Source organism: Verrucosispora sp. WMMD703, from assembly GCF_049178935.1.
GTDB classification, from domain to species: Bacteria; Actinomycetota; Actinomycetes; order Mycobacteriales; family Micromonosporaceae; genus Micromonospora; species Micromonospora sediminimaris.
In genome coordinates this window covers 525,765-543,715 of sequence record NZ_JBMHMM010000004.1, presented here as the reverse complement: position 1 = coordinate 543,715, position 17,951 = coordinate 525,765, and the positions used below count along the sequence as shown (strand labels likewise).

The window sequence follows — 17,951 nt, the reverse complement described above, 5'->3', positions numbered from 1 at the left end:
GGCAGGGGCCCTGCCTGACGTCGGGGTTCAGCGGTCGGTGGCCCGGCCGATGGCGGCGGCGACGCCGCTGACCCGGTCGGCGAGCAGGCCGAGCGCGCCCACCGCCCGGTCGACCGGGTCGTCGCCGGTTCCGCCGAGCGCCCGCGAACGCTGGAAGGCGGCCTTCACCTCGGCCCAGCGGGCGGCCTGTTCCGGGGTGAGCCGACCGCGCAACTCGGCGAGCTTCAGCAGGTTCGCCTCCGCGCCGGCCGCCAGGGTCTGCGCCTCACCCAGGTAGTGATCGTCGATCACCGCCTCCAACTCCTCGTCGGTGAGCACCGGGACGATCCGTTCGGCCAGCTTGTTCATGTTCCGGTAGGACCCCTGGAGCTGGAACGGCGGTTCGGTGCGGGCGTCGTCGGACTGCGCCGCCGAGGCGATGTACGCCTGGTTGTTGGCCAGCACCACCTGCTGCACCCGCAGCAGCTTGCGCAGCACCGAGACGACCTGCTCCAGCTCCACCGGCTGGTACGGGTGCGACAGCTGGTCGGGGCGGACCGTGTCGTCGCCCCGGGCCATCCGCACCAGTAGTTCCAGGTCGGCGCGATCACGCCCGGACAACGGTGCCAGCACCGGGTTCGCGGTGAGCGCGTTCTCGACGTAACTGAGCGCGAAGACCTCCTCCCGGCCGGAGAGCACGTCACCGAGGTTCCACACGTCGGCCCGGTTGGCGAGCATGTCCGGCACCCGGAACCGCTTCCCCGACTCGGTGTACGGGTTGCCCGCCATGCACACCGCGAACCGCTTGCCGCGCAGGTCGTACGTGCGGGTCCGGCCCTCCCAGACACCCTCCATCCGGCGTTGCCCGTCGCAGAGCGAGATGAACTTCTGCAACAGCTCCGGGTTGGTGTGCTGGATGTCGTCCAGGTAGAGCAGGACGTTGTTGCCCAGCTCCAGGGCGAACGAGATCTTCTCGACCTCCTGCCGGGCGGTGGCGTCGGGCGCCTCGGCCGGGTCCAGCGAGGTGACCTTCGTGCCCAGGGCCGGCCCGTTGACCTTGACGAAGACCAGGCCGAGCCGGCTGGCCACGTACTCCATCAGGGTGGTCTTGCCGTAGCCGGGCGGTGAGATCAGCAGTAGCAGGCCGGACTGGTCGACCCGCTTGCCGTCACCGGTAGCGCCGAGCTGCCGGGCCAGGTTGTCGCCGATCAGCGGCAGGTAAACCTCGTCGAGCAGCCGGTTGCGGACGAAGGCGTTCATCACCTTCGGCCGGTACTCCTCCAGCCGCAGTCGCTCCCGCTCGACCTCCACCAGCGCGTTGCGTCGCCGCTGGTAGTCCCGGTACGCCGGGACCAGTTCGGTGCGGAAGCTGCGGGTCCGGGCCAGCGTCTCGTCCAACCGGACGTCCAGGGTGGAGCCCTCGACACGCGAATGCGCGCCGAGCAGGCCGCCGACCGTTTCGGTCATCGTCGCCGCGCTGTCCTCCCGGGCCAGGTCCGGGCCACACAACTCGACGGCGACCGCCTCCGGCAGGTCGTAACCGGACAGGCCGCCGTCGTCGGTGGCCAGGAAGGCGGTCAGCCACGCGTCGATCAGCTGGTACCTGCCGGCCAGGTCGTCGCCGAGCGCCCGCAGGTCATCGTCGAACTCGCGGGACGAACGGGACTGCGGGCCACCGAGCGCCCGGCGGAACCGGTCCAGCAGGGTACGCGCCCCGCCCCCGGTGACGAAGCGCACCGGCGGTGCGGCGAGTTCGGCGAACAGGTACTCGCCGGCGAGCGCGGTGCCACCGGGCGGCACCGGCAGTCCTGCCCCACACAGGAACACCTCGATCGCCTCGGCCAACTGGTCGCAGAGCAGGTCGGCGGCGTCCTCGCCGTCCGGGCGACCGAACCGCGCCCGAGCCCGGGCCAGCGAGGCGGCACGCGCCGTCCAGGTCGACCGGGCCGCCTCGTCCGTGGCGTACCGCCAGAAAAGCTGGGCGGCGGCGCGGTCGGCCGGCGGGTAGCGCAACAGCCCCGCCCCGGCGTGCAGGCGCAGCAGCACCCGCAGAATCTCGGCCGCGTCGTGGTCGTGCACGCCGCGCTCGTACCCCTCGTCGTAGCGGTTCTCGGCGATCCGCCGGACCAGCTCCCGCAGCCCGTCGGGATCCACCGCCACCGTGTGCAACTCGTCCAGACCGGGGCCGTCGCGACCGGCCTCGGCGGCGGCCAGAATCGAGGTCGCCAGGTACTCGGCCCGATACACCTGCGCCGACTCGGAGACCAGCAGCTGATCCCAGAACCGCCGGGTCTGCTGGAACTCCTCGTCGCGTACCGGGGCGCGATAGTCGGTGCCGGTCACCGCCACCACCATCCGGCCCTCGGCCGGCACCACCGCCACGTCGATCGGTTGCGTGTTCACCGCAAAGCGGTGCCGGCCCAGCCGGATCGTCTCGCCGCCGTCGGCGTACAGGTCGAGACGGTCACGCAGGCCACGCCCGGCCTCCTGGCGGGCGGCCCGGATCCGGCCGTCCAGCTCCTCGGCCCGCACCGCGTCGCCGAGCGCACGCAGCTCCTCGACCACCGCGCGCAGCTTGTCCACCATCGGATCGGCCGCGAAGTAGGTGTTGATGTCGTCGAGCGAGCCGAGACTGCCGGCTCGCCGGTGCACGCTCACCAGGATCCGTTCGGCGGAGGTGACGAGCCGGTCGGCCCGGCGGGCCCGCTCGTCCAGCAGCGCCTGCTTGCGCGAGGAGAACGCCTCGTAGATGTCGGTACGCCGGGTGGCCAACTCGGCGAGGAAGTCGTCGAACTCGCCGAACCGGGACTCCAGTTCCTCCACCCGCAGCAGCAGCCGGCCCAGCTGCTCGTCGCAGCGCTCGGCGGTGTCCGCCGCCGCCAGCGCACCGGTGACCGCCTGCCCGAGCAGGGCGAACTCGGCGGCGAAGCCGGCCCGGCCCTCCGCCGCGGCCAGTTCCTGACGGCGCTTGTCCAGCACTGCCCGGGCCCGGTTGACCGCGCCCAGCACCTCACCGACGCGGCCCAGGATGCCGGTGCGGACCGTCGCGTCGGCGATGTCCAACCCGCCGACCACGTCGGTGATGGTCTGAAGGCCGTCGGTACGCGCGGCCAACTCGTCGCGGACGGTGCCCGCCTCGGCCACCGTGCCGATCTCGGCGGCCTTCGTGGCGAGCCGCTCCACCTCCTGCTGGTAACCGGTGAACGCCTCGTCCCGGCGCAGGAACTCCACCGCCCGACGACCGGCCACCGCCAGTTCCTCGTCGAGTCGACCGGCCAACTCGTCGATCCGGGCGTGGTCGACGTACCGCAGTTCCCGCAGCGTTTCCAGGTGTCCCCGGGCGCGGCGCAGGCCGCCCAACTGGGTGACCCAGTCGTCGGCGGTCAGCGGCGCCTCGCCGCGCGCCCGGCGGGCCAGCGAGGCGATCTGCTCCGCGCTGTCGTCCAGTTCGGCGCGGGCCCGCTCGGTGAGCGTCCGGACCTTCTCGTGTTCCTCCAGCACGGCGGCGGCGGTGCGGCGCAGCCCGGCCAGCGGCGTGGCCAGGTCACCGAGTTCGTCCTCGCCGAGCCAGTGGTAGTGGTCGGCGATCCGGGCGCAGGCGGCGATCAGCGCCTCGTAGAGCCCGGCGGTGGCGGTGTCGTCGACCATCCCGGCCGCCGAGAGGCAGTCCGAGATGCCGCGTACCAGGTCGGCGTTGCCGATCCGCTCCAGCGGCCCGGTGCCGGCCGGCTGCGCCGCCGCGTACGCGTCCGAGACGTACGGCGTCTGCCAGACCTGCATCGGATGGACCCGGGTCGGTTCCTCGGACACGGCCCGGAACACCACGAGCGTGCCGTCGTCGAACAGCGAGAAACCGTGACACGGGATCGGCGCGGCCACCTCCTTGCGGATCGCGTTGTACGGCAGCAGCAGGCTTCGGCCGTCGGCGCGGGCATGGAAGACGTAGAGCACGTCCTCGCCGTTGGGCGAGCGCACCACCCGCTCGAACTCCAGGTCCGACACGTCGGTGTCGAACGTCCTGGTGACTCCGGTGACCAGGTGGTACCCGCCGGGAAAGATGATGCCGTGGTCCTCCGGCAGCCGTTGACAGGCGACGCCGATGCCGTCGAGCCGGATCACCTCCCGGGTGAGCGTGTTGAACACCAGGTGCCGCCACTGCGTCTCCTTGTACGGCCGCAGCCGCAACAGGATCAGCGGCCCCACCCGGGCCCAGTGCACGTCGGCGTCGGCGAGGCTCTGCAACGGCTCGTCCACCGGCTCGCTGTAGATGCCCTCGCCGACCTCGGTGTTGTTCTCCACCTTCACGGTCAGCGTGCCACCGACCGTCTCCACGAAGACCTGGCCGTCGATGGAGATGTGCGGGTGCCGGCCCAGGACGTGGTCCTCGCGGGTCGTCTCGGTCCACTCGAAGTCGTGCGACGGCGGGAAGACGTGGTCGCGCTCGCCCCGGCTGTCCAGGTACTCGGGCACGCCGTCGACGCCGACCCGCCACCGCAGCACCCGAATGTCCTCGGTGCGCGGCCCGGTCTGGAACACCGCCAGCAGCCGGCCGTCGACCCGGCGCAGCTGCAACAGGCGGGCCTGCCGGTAGTAGCGGTACAGCTCACCGAAGTCGCGGACGAACTGCGGGTCGCGGAGCAGCCCGGGCAGTTCGTCGTGACCCGCCTCGTCGAACCGGAACCCGGCCACCTCCGGGCCGCCGCCCTTGCCCGCGCCCGGTTTCCCGGGCTCCTGGCTGAACCGGTGGAGCGAGAAGACGTCGTCGACGGAGGTCTCCGGCTTCAATCCGATGAAGACGTTGTAGCCGAACAGCATCAGCCCGCCCACCGAGACGATGTCCCGAGGTACGCAGTTGTGCTCCGTACGGATCCGCTCAGTGCTCAGCAGTCGTAGCTCGGTGCTGCCGAAGACCTCCAGTCGCCGGGCGTTGAGCGCCTCCGCTCGCCGGGCCAGTTCGGCAGCCTGCGTGGCGAGCCGCCGACGCAGCACCTCGTAGCTGCCGTCGTCCAGTCCCGGTCGGCTACCGGCGTCCGCCGCCCCCGGCCCGGTCGGTTCCGGTGCGGCCGGAGCCGGTCCGGCGTCGCCAGGCGTACGCCCGGCAGCGTCCGGACCGGCGGTCGGCTCACTCACCGGCACGCTGCCGTGGGCCGGCCAGGGCGGCGACCGGGGTCTCCGCCACTCCGAGGCGCTGCGCGGCCTTCAACAGCTCCTGGAGCTTGCCCTTGTCCCCGCCGCCGGAGCGCATCTGCTGCATCAGGAACGCCGACAACGTGAGGTTCTGCACGTCGGCGCTGTCGATCGAGCCGACCATGCGAGCCAGGTCGTCGGTGAAGCTGGCGGTGCCGTCCAGCCACGGCTGGGCGAGGTTCTTCGCCACGTCCGAGTGGGCCACGAAACCGTCCACGCTCTTGCCGTACGAGATCGAGCTGAGCAGCCGGTCGAAGAAGACGCTGTCGCCGCCGACGATGTCGATGTTCGCCTTCTCCAGACCGGTGGCGACCAGCTTGGCCTGTGCCTCGGCGACCTGACGCTGGGTGTCCAGCCCGGCCAGCCGGACCTCCTTCTCCAGTTCCAGGCGCAGCCGGTACTCCTCGTGCTCGCGGGTCGCGTCGTCCAGCGCGGCCATCGCGGCGGCCTTCTCGGTCAGACCCTCGGCCTCGCCCTTCAGCTTCTCGCGCACCGCCTCGGCGGCGGCCACGGCCTTCTCCCGCTCGACGGCGGCCTCGGCGCGCCCGACCTTCTCGATCGCCTCGGCGCTGCGCTCCTGGACCTGCACGTCGGCCAGGCCGGCCGCTGCCGCCTCGGCCTGGACGCCTTCGGCCAGCCGGATCTTCGCCCGGGTGTCCAGCTCGGCGGCCTGCTGCCGGGCCTCGGCCAGCACCAGCTCCTCGCGGGCGCGGTGCTTCGCCGCCGCCTCGGCGGCCTCCGCCGCCTTGATGTCCTTGACGAGGTTCTCCTGCGCCTCGGCCTCGGCCTGGATGACAAGCGCCTGCCGGGTCCGCTCGGCCTCCTCGACGACCCGCAGCCGCTTGATGTTCTCCTCCTGCTCGGCCACGGTCTTCTCCACCGCGATCCGCTCCCGGATCACCTCGGCGATGGCCCGCTTCTCGGCCTCGACCTCCTTGTCCTTGGCGATCGTGCTCAGCTCGGTCTCCCGGTCCCGGCCGATCACCTCCAGCAGGCGGTCCTTCTCGATCCGCTCGGTCTCGATGGCGATGACCCGCTCGCGGTTCTTCTCGGCGACCGCGATCTCCCGGGCCCGGTTCTCGTGCTGGATGCCCAACTGCTCGTCGGTACGGATGTTCGCGGTCTCCGCCCGCAGTCGCTCCTCCGCGCGTACCCGGGTGACCTCGGCCTCCTCGCGGGCCCGTACCGTCTCGATCTCGCGGCGCTGCTTGGCCTCGGCGTCCGCCTGCCGGCGCTCCAGCTCCAGGATGGCTTCCCGGGCGTCGACGTTCTGCCGGGTGATCTCCTTCTCCTCGCTGCGGCGGAACTCGTTGGTCCGCACGTGCTCCAGCGCGGTCAGCTCGGTGATCTTCCGGATGCCCTGGGCGTCGAGGATGTTCTTCGGGTCGAGCTGCGCCATCGGCGTCTGCTCCAAGAAGTCGATCGCCGCGTCCTCCAGGCTGTAGCCATTGAGGTCGGTGCCGATCACCCGAATGATCTGGTCCCGGAACTCGTCACGCTTGGTGTAGAGGTCGACGAAGTCGAGCTGCTTGCCGACCGTCTTGAGCGCCTCGGAGAACTTCGCGTTGAACAGCTCCTGGAGGGTCTCCCGGTCGCTGGCCCGAGCGGTGCCGATCGCCTGCGCCACCTTGATGACGTCCTCGACGGTCTTGTTGACCCGGACGAAGAAGGTGATCCGGATGTCGGCCCGGATGTTGTCGCGGCAGATCAGACCCTCGTTGCCGGTCCGTTCGATGTCGATCGTCTTGACCGAGATATCCATGATCTCGGCCTTGTGCAGGACGGGCAGCACGACCGCGCCGGTGAAGGTCACGTCGACCCGCCGGACCTTGGAGACGATCAGAGCCTTGCCCTGCTCGACCTTGCGGAACAGCCGGCTGACCATGAACACCACGCCGAGCGCGACGAGCAGGACGACGGCGAGGAGTACGCCTATACCGGTGGTGATGACATCCATGACTGGGCGCGCGTGCGGTGGCGACCGGCCGACGGGCCGGGCGGGACGCCGCGCATCCTCCTTTCGGGGGCGGCTCAGGGGCAGCGTGGGGCGGGCCGGCCGAAGGGGGTTGACCGGCCGCGCTCGACAGATTGGTGGACTATTCGGGAACGTGTCTCATCGGGTCGAAGGCGGGTCCGGCGGGCATCACCCAGAAGAACTCGCCGTCGGTGTTGTAGTCGTAGATCAACGCGGAGCTGCCGGCCGTCATCCGCTCGTCGCCCGGTTGCCGGATCTGCACCACCGCCGACGAACCGTCGGCCGCGGTCACCTCGGCCTGACCGAAGTCGGCGGTGACCGTACCGGTGCGAACGACGCAGAGGCGACCGACGAAGGAGTGCCGGGTGGCGTCCGTCTCGGTGGGAAAGAGTCGGCTCAACGGCACCGCGATCAGGCGGGTCACCAGCCACGCGCAGGCCGCGGCGGCCAGCAGCACACCGACCGAGACGGCGATCCGGGTGCCGGAGCCGAGCCCGAGGCCGTCGAGCAGGGCGGTGCCGGCGAGGCTGACGAACCAGGCCACCGCCACGAGCAGGGAGAAGATGACGGCACTGGGCACGCCGCCCAGGCCGAGACCGGCCAGTACGGTGCCGGGTACGCCGTCGACGTCGAGGTCGTCGCCGAGATCCAGCACACCGGTCAGCACCAGCAGCCAATAGCCGACGACCACCACCAGGAGGAAGCTGAACAGCACTGTGGGAAAGCTGAGCGCCGCGCCGAGAAATCCGGTCACCACGTCCTCCTCCCCGTTCCGATGGGTCCTGGCCAGCCACCGGCACGATGATCGTGACACGGGATGTCAACGCCTCACGGTGGCCGATCGGCTGATCCCGCCGGCCTGACCGGTCAGGGTCGGGACGACGACCTCAACCGAGATTGGCCTCGATGAGGGCGTCCAGCGTCGACGACCGGACCTCGGCATCCGCCGCCGTCACGGCGATGAACCAGCAGCGCCCGTCCGGCGCCCACGCGGACAGGTACGCCGTGGACGTCGCCGGCTCATCCGTGGCCAGCACCTCGGCGCGGGTCGGGACGGTCACCTCGCGTGGCGTGCCGGGCAGGCCACGCGGCGCCTCGAAGTCGAACACCACCACCACCCGGGACACCGGCCCGGCCCCCTCGTACGCCGACCGGTTGCCGGTCGGCACCACCTCCGGCCGAGCCATCCGCAGCACCGCGTCCGTGGCATCGACGGGCCGCAGATAGGGCGGCAGGCCCCGCAACTCGGGCACGGCCGGGCTGGCAGACGGCCCGGCCACGGAGGGCTCGTCGTGTCGTGTGGTCGCGGCCATGAACACCGCCGTTCCGACGACCGCGCACGAGGCGAGCGCGGCGGCGGCGGCCCGAAGCTTGCGGCGACGACGCAGGCGGGCCCGCACCGCCGGCAATGGATCCCGGGCGGGCGGCCCGGGATCGCTGCTCCAGATCTCGCGGAGCGCGTCCCGGACATCAGTCATCCCGCCACCTCGCGTTCCGCGCGTACCCGGGCGATCGGCAGCCCTGCCCGCAGCAGGGCGCGATGGCGCAGCGAGCGGACGGTCGCCGGTCGACGCCCGATCGCCGCCGCGATGGACTCGTCGTCCAGGTCGTCCAGATAGGTCATGACCAGTACGACTCGCTGCAACGGAGAAAGCCCGGCGAGCAGCCGACGCAGTCTGTCGACCTCGTCGGTAGCCGCCGACGGCGGAGCGGCCGGGGTCGATCGGGCCCGCCGGACGATCGTCCGCAGCCGACTCACGTGCAGGCGCACCATGGTGAGCTTCGCGTACGTCAGTGGTCCGCCCTCGGCCACGAGGCGATGCCATGCGGTGGCCATCCGCACGTAGGTCTGCTGGAGGAGTTCCTCGGCCTGGTCCGGGTCGGCGGTGACGGCGCGTGCGTACCGACGTAGCGCCGGTGCGGAGTCGCGTACGAATGTCTCGAACTCGTCGGCGTCCATCCCACCTCCCTCACCGGTAAGAAACGCCACCACCGGTGCGTCGAGTTGCAGTGTCGTCCGGCGGTTTTCACCGACCGGCGGGACGCCTCACGACAATGCGGGGACGAGCACCATCAGCACCGAGAAGACGGCGCCGCAGTGTCCCTTCTCGACCTGGGCAGACAGTAACAACGACCGGGGCGGGTCGGTCGCCCCGAGAGGCATACAAGTCAATGTCGGCATGCGCCCCCTATGGCGCACAGCACGGCCACCAGGTCGATTGGTGGTGAAGCGGCACGAAAGGGACGGCAGGAGCGCCGACCATGGCCTCGTGCGGCCACGACAGACAACTACGCGCGCAGCGACCGATCGACCGAGCCGCCGGTCACCCTGGTAGGGCGATCCGTCCGTCGACCGCGGCGGCGGCGATGTCCCGGCGGTAGTGCGAGCCGGAGAGCGTGACGCCGCGTACCACCTGGTAAGCGGCATCACGGGCGGCGGCCAGGTCCGGGCCGGTGGCCGTACCACAAAGGACCCGACCGCCGGCGGAGAGCAGGGCGCCGTCGGTGGCCCGGCGGGCGGTGCCCGCGTGGATCACACCGGGCTGTTCTCCGCCGGTGATGACATCGCCGGTACGCGGTCCCGCCGGATAGCCCTCGGCCGCGACCACCACCGTCACCGCGGCGCCGGCACGCCAGCGCAGCGGCGGATGGTCGGCCAGCGAACCGCTGGCGGCGGCGTGCAGCAGCCCACCCAGCGGCGTCTCCAGCAGCGCCAGCACCACCTGGGTCTCGGGGTCACCGAAGCGGGCGTTGAACTCGATCACCCGGGGGCCATCGGCGGTGATCGCCAACCCGACGTAGAGCAGGCCGGCGAAGGGCGTGCCCCGGCGACGCATCTCGGTAAGCGTCGGGTGCACCACATCCCGCATGACGTCGTCCACGAGGTCGGCCGGCGCCCACGAAAGCGGCGCGTACGCCCCCATGCCGCCGGTGTTCGGGCCGCTGTCGTCGTCACCGACCCGCTTGAAGTCCTGTGCCGGCAGCAGCGGCACCGCCGTCTCGCCGTCGGTCACCACGAACAGCGACACCTCGGGACCGGAGAGGTACTCCTCGATCACCACCCGGCCGCACTCACGCGCGTGCGCCTCGGCAACGGCGCGGTCGTCGGTGACCACCACGCCCTTACCGGCGGCGAGCCCGTCGTTCTTGACCACGTACGGTGGGTCGAACCGGTCCAGGGCGGCGGCCGTGCTCGCCTCGTCGGTGCAGGTGTACGCCCGTGCGGTAGGGACACCTGCGGCGGTCATCACCTCTTTGGCGAAGGTCTTGGAGCCCTCCAGCCGGGCCGCCTCGGCCGACGGCCCGAAGACCGCGATGCCCTTGGCCCGGACCGCGTCGGCCACCCCGGCGACCAGTGGCGCCTCCGGCCCGATCACGACCAGGTCCGCGCTCACCTCGACGGCGAGCCCCGCCACCGCCACCGGATCGACCGGATCGACGGCCCGCAACTCCGCCACCGCCGCGATCCCCGGGTTACCGGGTGCCGCGAACAGCGCCTCGACGGACGGATCATCGGCCAACCTCAGCGCGAGCGCATGCTCCCGCCCACCGCCACCAAGAAGAAGAACCCGCACGCCGAGTAATCCTACCCACCCCACCCCTACCCCACCCCACCCCCGACCACCCCACCGGCCACCCCCACCGGCCACCCCCACCGGCCCGGGACTGCGTAGATTTCCGTGTTTGACCTGGGTGTGGTCCGTTGGACAGGACGTTGATCCTGTCCGGGAAGGACCACGTCATGGCAGACAAGAAGAACGCTGTTCAGCTTCCTGAACCGACGGCGGCTGAGGTGGAGTTTGCGCAGCAGCTGGTCGAGCGGGCCAAGGCCGACGGAGTGTCGTTGGTCGGGCCGGGTGGGCTGCTGGCGGGGATCACGCGCACGGTCCTGGAGTCGGCGCTCGACGCCGAGCTGGATGCTCATCTTGACGAGGCTGGTGTCGACGAGGAGTCGGGCCGGCGGGCCAATGTGCGTAATGGGCACGGGGCGAAGACGGTGCAGACCGAGGTCGGGCCGGTGCGGATCCAGGTGCCTCGGGATCGGGCCGGGTCGTTCACGCCGCGGATCGTGCCGAAGCATGTCCGCAGGTTGGACGGGTTCAACGAGGCGATCCTGTCGCTGTATGCCAAAGGATTGACCACCGGGGAGATCTCGGCGCATCTGGCGGATGTGTATGACGCCGAGGTGTCCCGGGAGTTGATCAGCCGGGTCACCGACAACGTCCTGGAGGAGATGGAAGCCTGGCGGCAACGGCCCCTGGACCGTGTTTATCCGGTGGTGTTCATCGACGCGCTGGTGATGAAGATCCGTCAGGGGCAGGTCGCGAACCGTCCCGTCTACGTCGTGGTCGGGATCAGCCTCGACGGAGAACGCGACGTGCTCGGTATGTGGGCCGGGACCGGCGGGGAGGGCGCCAAGCAGTGGGCCGGCTACCTCACCGAACTACGCAACCGCGGCGTCGAGGATGTGTTCATGGTCTGCTCCGACGGCCTCAAGGGTATGACCGACGCGATCGAGCAGGTCTGGCCTCTCGCGGTGCACCAGCAGTGCGTCGTGCACCTCGTCCGCGCCAGCCTGCGCTATACGAACCGGAAAGACTGGCAGAAGATCACCCCGGCGTTGCGGGAGATCTACACCGCCCCGACCGTCGCCGCCGCCGAAGCCCGGTTCGAGGAGTTCGCCACGCAGTTCGGTGACCAGTACCCGGCCGTGATCCGGCTCTGGCGCCAGTCGTGGCCGCAGTTCGTGCCCTTCCTGGACTACGACCACGAGGTCCGCAAGGTCCTCTACACCACCAACATCATCGAGAGCCTGAACGCCCGGTTCCGCCAAGCCGCCCGCAGACGCGGGCACTTCCCGACCGAGCAGGCCGCGATGAAGGTCCTCTACCTCGTCGTCCAGCAGAAACGTAAGGGCGGCGGGAGCATCACCGGCCGGGTCTACGGTTGGGCCAAGGCCCTCAACGCCCTGATCCTCGCCTACGGCGACCGGATCACCATCTAACAGCATCGATCACACCACAGGCCCAAACACGGAAATCGACACACTCCCACCGGCCCCGTCGATCAAGAAGTTTTCGTCTCGGATCTGGCGTGCGCGCGACCAAACGCTCTTGGTCATCTATCCAAGGCGCGGCGCACCGTCTCGGGTATGTAGTCCGGGCGGAGGGTGTCGGGCCAGGTGAACCGGAGGATCCTCCAGCCGGCGTTGGTGAGGCGGTTCTGCCTGATCCGGTCCTCGTAGACCGCCTGTGGTGTGCGATGCGGAGCCGCACCGTCCGCCTCGGCGATCACCCTGGATCGACGCCAGCCCAGATCGCCGATGCCGAGCAGGTACCCGTCGTCATCGCGCACCTCCAACTGAAGAACATCGGGCGGGACGCCCCCGTCGACGCACCTCAGACGGGTGCGGGTCTCCAGCGGGGACTGCGCACGGCCATCCGCCTCGGCCAGGCATTGCCGCGCCACCCTTGCTCCCCGCCGGCCAGCGATGAGCGCCGGGATAGCCGCAAAGTCAGCCTCGCTGACAAGTTTCCGGTTGAGTGCCGAGTCCAGTACGCAGACCGCTGGGTAGCGGCCCACCCGGAGGATGACGTCGGCAACGGTTCGCACGGCACTGGTGACCGGGATCCCGGCGACCACGCCCACATCGGCCGACCCCAGCGTGAGTTGGTGCACCACGAGATCGGGATCGTTCCGACGCTGCGGACGAGGGCTGTCCGGCGGTACCGACACGTGGATCGTGGAGGTGGCCCGGAGTCCGGCGAAGCCGTGCAGCTCGACAGCCGTGTCGAGGACTGCCACCGCCCCCGGCCCCAGGCTGTCCACGGCGGCGCCGATCCGCGCCCGACGGTGGCGGAGCACGTCCAGCGCGGGGTCGGGCAGGAACCGCCCGCGAGCCACCCTCGTCCAGCGCCCCGACCTGACCAGATGTCGGATCTGGTCACGGGTGTAGCCGGCGGCCAACGCCTGCGTCGCCGTCACCACACCACCCTGCTCGGCAGCTACTCGTGTCAATACCTGGAACGCCTCCACCCACCCACCCTGTCCACCGCCGCCCAACCCCCGCAGCCCCTGTGGACAACCCTGTGGACAACGAACCCCCTTGCCGCGTTGATCAAGAAGTTTGCGTCGGGCCAGCGCTCGATCCCAGACCAAAACTTCTTGATCAACGCGGGGGTACGCGGGGTGCGCGGGGGTGGGGGTGGGGGTGGGGGTTTAGGGGAGGAGGGGGTGGCGGGTTACGTTTTCTTCGCGGCCGGGGCCTACGCCTACGACGCTCACCCGGGTTCCGGTGAGTTCCTCGATGCGGGCGATGTAGCGGCGGGCGTTCTCAGGGAGGTCGTCCTCCGTACGCGCCTTGGTGATGTCTTCCCACCAGCCGGGGTGCTCCTCGTAGATCGGCACGGCGTGGTGGAAGTCGGTCTGGGTCATCGGCATGTCGTCGACCCGTTTGCCGTTGATCTCGTAGCCGACGCAGATCGGGACCGTGGGCAGGCCGGTGAGCACGTCCAGCTTGGTGATCACCAGGTCGGTTACGCCGTTGAGGCGGCAGGCGTACCGGGCGACGACCGCGTCGAACCAGCCGCACCGACGTTCCCGACCGGTGGTGGTGCCGTACTCGTGGCCGACCTTGCGCAGGTGCTGACCGTTGTCGTCGAACAGCTCGGTCGGGAACGGTCCGGAACCGACCCGCGTGGTGTACGCCTTGCTCACCGCGATCACCTTCGTGATCGCAGTCGGCGGGATGCCGGTGCCCACGCACGCCCCACCAGCCGTCGGGTTCGACGAGGTGACGAAGGGGTACGTGCCGTGGTCCATGTCGAGCATGGTGGCCTGGGCACCCTCCAACAGGACGGTGTCCCCACGGTCCAGCGCGTCCCAGAGCATCGCCCGGGTCTCCGCGATGTACGGCCGCAGCCGCTCCGCGTACTCGAGGTATTCCTCGATGGTGCCGTCGACGTCGATCGCCTTGCGGTTGTAGACCTTGAACAGCACCTGGTTCTTCTCGCGCAACGCGAGTTCCAGCTTCTTGCGCAGGATGCCCGGGTCGAGCAGGTCCTGCACCCGGATGCCCATCCGGGCCACCTTGTCGCCGTACGCGGGCCCGATGCCCCGGCCGGTGGTGCCGATCCGCGAGCTGCCCAGGTATCGCTCGACCACTCGGTCCAGCGCCCGGTGGTGCGGCATGATCAGGTGCGCGTCGCCGGAGATCCGCAGCCGGGACACGTCCACGCCCCGCTCGGCCAAGCCGTCGATCTCGCTGAGCAGCACCTTCGGATCGACCACCACGCCGTTGCCGATGACGATCACGGCGTTCGGGGAGAGCGCACCCGACGGCATCAGGTGCAGCGCGTACTTCTGCCCGTCCGGGGTGATCACCGTGTGACCGGCGTTGTTGCCGCCCGAGAAGCGGACGACGTAGTCGACCCGCTCACCCAGCTGGTCGGTAACCTTGCCCTTGCCCTCGTCGCCCCACTGGGCGCCGAGGAGCACGATCGCTGGCATCTTCTCGCCTCCAGAAGGCTCGGGTGCCAGATGGCGACCGGTCAGCGAGCCCGGGGTGTCAGGCTAACAAGTAGTGACGGCACGACCGGCAGGGGTCGCGTCGGGGACAGCAGGAGGAGCTACCCGTGTACGACGTGGTGCTGCTCACCCTGGGCTCGGAGCGGGACGCTCCAGGAGCCGGGTGCGGCAGCGGCGGAGCCTGCTGCGGCGGTGGCACCGACGCCGCCGAGGGTCGCGAGGAACGCTGCGAGACGCCGCGCGTACCGGTGCTGACCTGCTCCGATGCGTTGACGGCCCGAGGTGCCCGGGTCGAGACGGTGACCGCCCGCTCGGACGCGGAGATCGACGAAGTACTGGCCCGACTGGACGGGCCACCGCGAGCGGACGGCCTCACCTGGCCGGATGGCGATGCCAAGACGCGGCTCGTGGTCGCGGTGGCCGGTGACGCACAGTTGCGCGCCGTGCTCCGCCGCATGGTCCGGCGGTACGCGCCGCCGCCGAGTCGCCGCCCGACCGACCTGGCCGGCAACCGGACCGTGCCGGATCTGCCAGCGGTCGGCGTACTGCCGCTCGACCCGGCGCGCAGCACCACGCACCGCGACCTCGCCGCGCAGCTCGGGTTGGCCCGCGATCCGGCGGCGGTGGCTGCCGCGGTGCTGGACGGTTCGCCGCGCCGGCTCGACCTGCTGCGGCATGACGGTGGCTCGGTGACGTTGGACGGCGCACTGCTCGGTGCCGCCGGTGAGGATGGCACCCCACTGCCCTGGCGCGGCCGGGTGGAGGTGGACGACACCGTGCTGTCGAACGGCGAAGAACCGCTGCTCGCCTGCGCGATCGGCAACGCGGGCGGCTACGCCCGGCTCGACGACGTGGCGCTGCTGGCCGGGCCCGACCCGACCGACGGGCTGGTGGAGGTGGCGGTGGCCGTACCGGTGGTCACCCGGTCGCGGTGGGGTCGCCGCCGGGTACGCCTGGAAGTCCGGCGGGCCCGGGGCCGGGCCGCGTCGGTGCTGCCCCGGGACGATGCGGCGCTGCCGTACCTGGACGATGGCGTGGCGGGGCAGCTGACGCGCAAGCGGTCCTGGTGGACCGAGCCGGGTGCCTGGGCGGTCTGGACGGCCTGACCTGACCCGGCCGGCGCAGCGGAGGCCGGGGTCGGCCGCTGGGCCTATCCTCGTCAGGAGGAATGGGGAGGACACCGTGGTGGACGACAACGCCGACCGGGTGCACGTGCCCGGCCAGCATGGCATGCCGGAACGGGACATCGAACCACTCTGGCCGCCGGAGCAGATCGACGGCTTCGGCGCACCCACGTGGGGTGCCCCGCCGCCGGTGCCGCCCACCGTGCCGCCTCCGCCCGGGCAGCCGTCGCCCGCACAACCGACCAGCCGGCCTCCGGTCGCGCAACCGACCGATCCGCCCCAGGTCGCCGGACCGGCCTATCCGCCCCAGGTCGCGGGACCGGCCTATCCGCCCACGACGGCGGGGCCGCAGCACGTGTCCGGACGGCCGACGCACGCACCCGGTGCACCTCCCTCACCTGCGGACTATCCGTCGTTGACAAACGGCGCGCCGACCGCCACCGGCTGGGAGCCGGCACCGCAACCCGGGCCCGGCCAGGTCGACCTGGACCTGCCCTTCACCCTGGACCGACCCACTGCCGTCACACCCACCCGCGACGGTGGGCCGACCGAATCGGGTGCCCAGGATCCGTCAGACGACGCGATGACCGTGGCCGACACCCGTGTCGACGACGACGCGGCTCCGCAAGTGGCCCGACCGCAAGCGGAGCCGGTAGGCCGACCGCAGACGGAATCGCCGTGGGCACATCCACCACAGCGGTCCGGATCCGATTCGGTCGCGTCCGCCGAGACCTCTGCCGGCGCGCCCCGCCCCACCTGGGCCGGACCGGCCCAGCCGCTGCCACCGATTCCGCAGCCGCTGCCGGCGACGCCTCAGCAACCCGGCCCGTACCCTTTCGTCGCGCCGCCGACCGCCCAGCACGGCAGCGCCCCGGTGCCGCAACCCGGTGCTCCCCTGCCGCCGGTGCCCTCCGATGCCGGTGTGCCCTCCGATGCCGGTGTGCCGACCGCGCCGCCGCCCTCCGGTCCGCAACCGGCCGACGTCGGGCCCGACGCGCTGCCGCCTCCCGAGCCGCTGACCCCGCCGTCGTACGCGCCGGCGCCACCCGGTCCGTTTCCGCCGCAGCCGGCGTGGAGCCCCGCGCCCTGGCAGCAGGGTGGGACGCCGCCGATGGCACCGCCGGCACCCCAGCAGCCCTACCCGCAGACGAACACCGCATCGCGGGTGCCGTCGGCGTACTCGGAGCCGGCCTGGAACCCGGAGGTCGGTGCCGCGCCCACCGCCGAGGACTTCGCCCGCCGTCGGCAGGTGCGTCCCGCCGACCCGGTCGCGACGACCGGGCTCCGCGCCGTGGTCAACAAGACGGGCCTGGTGAAGCTCCCGCCGGGGCGGCACGAGCTGGAACGCAAGCGGGACATCGAGATGGTGCGCCGCAACTTCGGCGGGCTGCGGCAGGTCACCGTGGTCAACCCGAAGGGCGGCGCCGGCAAGACCGTCGCCATCCTGCTGCTCGCGATGACCTTTGGTCAGAATCGCGGTGGATACGTGCTGGCCTGGGACAACAACGAGACCCAGGGCACCCTCGGCATGCGGGCCCAGCAGGATTTCCATTCGCGTACGGTGCGGGACCTGCTGCGGGATCTCGGCCAGTTCCACGGCGCGCAGGGTCGGGTCGGCGACCTGTCCCAGTACGTCCGCTCGCAGGGAGAGGGGATGTTCGACGTGCTCGCCTCCGACGAGTCGGCCACCGGCGGTGAAATGCTCACCGCTTCCGCCTTCGGCGAGATCCGCGAGGTGGTCAGCCGGTTCTACAAGTTGATCTTCGTGGACACCGGGAACAACGTCCGGGCGCAGAACTGGCAGGCCGCCATGGATGCCACCGACCAGCTGGTGGTCACCATGTCCGCCCGGAACGACTCCGCCGAGACAGCCGCCCGAATGCTCGACCACCTGGAACAGAGCGGGCGGCAACGGCTGGTCCGGCAGGCGGTCACCGTGGTCTCCATGCCACCGTCCCGCAAGGAGATCGACCTGCCCGCCATCCAGGAACATTTCGCCGCCCGTACCCGGGCGGTGCTGCTGGCCCCGTACGAGCGACTCATCGACACCGGCGAACCGCTGCGATACGCGCAGCTCTCGACGGCCACTCGGGACGCCTGGCTCAAGATCGCCGCCTCGGTGGCCGAGGGCCTGTAGGCCGCTGCCGACGCGCTGCCGA

The 17,951-nt window shown here is 71.0% G+C and carries 11 protein-coding genes; 3 read left to right on the top strand and 8 right to left on the bottom strand.

The window, feature by feature from the left end; genetic code table 11:
- Positions 1-27 precede the first annotated feature (27 nt).
- The 6 genes from ACN26Z_RS03045 to purD form a co-directional block, all read right to left on the bottom strand.
- Entirely contained in the window at positions 28-5,109 is a 5,082-nt protein-coding gene (locus ACN26Z_RS03045; RefSeq protein ID WP_421459814.1) for a DNA repair ATPase, read from the bottom strand.
- Entirely contained in the window at positions 5,102-7,123 is a 2,022-nt protein-coding gene (locus tag ACN26Z_RS03040) for a flotillin family protein (protein ID WP_421459813.1), read from the bottom strand. Before ACN26Z_RS03040 ends, ACN26Z_RS03045 begins: the two co-directional genes overlap by 8 nt.
- Positions 7,124-7,262: 139 nt before the next feature.
- Positions 7,263-7,895 (bottom strand): hypothetical protein, encoded by a 633-nt coding sequence (locus ACN26Z_RS03035; RefSeq protein ID WP_421459812.1) that lies wholly within the window; start codon positions 7,893-7,895, stop codon positions 7,263-7,265.
- A gap of 133 nt (positions 7,896-8,028) precedes the next feature.
- A complete protein-coding gene (locus ACN26Z_RS03030) occupies positions 8,029-8,619 on the bottom strand; it encodes a hypothetical protein (RefSeq protein ID WP_421459811.1) in 591 nt (196 codons plus the stop codon).
- Positions 8,616-9,101 carry an RNA polymerase sigma factor gene (locus ACN26Z_RS03025; protein WP_421459810.1) on the bottom strand — a complete coding sequence of 162 codons (486 nt, stop codon included), beginning with the start codon at positions 9,099-9,101 and terminating at the stop codon, positions 8,616-8,618. Before ACN26Z_RS03025 ends, ACN26Z_RS03030 begins: the two co-directional genes overlap by 4 nt.
- A 364-nt stretch (positions 9,102-9,465) precedes the next feature.
- Positions 9,466-10,716 (bottom strand): phosphoribosylamine--glycine ligase, encoded by a 1,251-nt coding sequence (gene purD, locus ACN26Z_RS03020; protein WP_282240447.1) that lies wholly within the window; start codon positions 10,714-10,716, stop codon positions 9,466-9,468.
- A 167-nt stretch (positions 10,717-10,883) separates the two neighbouring features.
- Here purD and ACN26Z_RS03015 point away from each other — a divergent pair, with 167 nt between their 5' ends.
- Positions 10,884-12,146 (top strand): IS256 family transposase, encoded by a 1,263-nt coding sequence (locus ACN26Z_RS03015; RefSeq protein WP_421459809.1) that lies wholly within the window; start codon positions 10,884-10,886, stop codon positions 12,144-12,146.
- Positions 12,147-12,259: 113 nt separating this feature from the next.
- On the opposite strand, the gene ACN26Z_RS03010 is transcribed toward ACN26Z_RS03015, so the two are convergent.
- Positions 12,260-13,177 (bottom strand): type IV toxin-antitoxin system AbiEi family antitoxin domain-containing protein, encoded by a 918-nt coding sequence (locus tag ACN26Z_RS03010; RefSeq protein WP_421459808.1) that lies wholly within the window; start codon positions 13,175-13,177, stop codon positions 12,260-12,262.
- A gap of 183 nt (positions 13,178-13,360) precedes the next feature.
- Positions 13,361-14,650 (bottom strand): adenylosuccinate synthase, encoded by a 1,290-nt coding sequence (locus ACN26Z_RS03005; protein ID WP_282240449.1) that lies wholly within the window; start codon positions 14,648-14,650, stop codon positions 13,361-13,363.
- 125 nt (positions 14,651-14,775) lie between these two features.
- Between ACN26Z_RS03005 and ACN26Z_RS03000 the strand changes: the two genes are divergently transcribed.
- Both ACN26Z_RS03000 and ACN26Z_RS02995 read left to right on the top strand, forming a co-directional pair.
- Positions 14,776-15,774 carry a hypothetical protein gene (locus ACN26Z_RS03000; protein WP_421459807.1) on the top strand — a complete coding sequence of 333 codons (999 nt, stop codon included), beginning with the start codon at positions 14,776-14,778 and terminating at the stop codon, positions 15,772-15,774.
- Between the two features lie 76 nt (positions 15,775-15,850).
- Complete coding sequence (locus tag ACN26Z_RS02995) at positions 15,851-17,929, top strand: chromosome partitioning protein (protein WP_421459806.1); 2,079 nt, start codon at positions 15,851-15,853, stop codon at positions 17,927-17,929.
- Positions 17,930-17,951 lie beyond the last annotated feature (22 nt).

What these genes read in the sequence shown, in the direction of transcription:
- ACN26Z_RS03040 (WP_421459813.1), bottom strand. Translation starts at nt 7,123, where the DNA reads ATGGATGTCATCACCACCGGTATAGGCGTACTCCTCGCCGTCGTCCTG.
- ACN26Z_RS03030 (WP_421459811.1), bottom strand. Translation starts at nt 8,619, where the DNA reads ATGACTGATGTCCGGGACGCGCTCCGCGAGATCTGGAGCAGCGATCCC.
- ACN26Z_RS03005 (WP_282240449.1), bottom strand. Translation starts at nt 14,650, where the DNA reads ATGCCAGCGATCGTGCTCCTCGGCGCCCAGTGGGGCGACGAGGGCAAG.
- ACN26Z_RS03025 (WP_421459810.1), bottom strand. Translation starts at nt 9,101, where the DNA reads ATGGACGCCGACGAGTTCGAGACATTCGTACGCGACTCCGCACCGGCG.
- ACN26Z_RS03015 (WP_421459809.1), top strand. Translation starts at nt 10,884, where the DNA reads ATGGCAGACAAGAAGAACGCTGTTCAGCTTCCTGAACCGACGGCGGCT.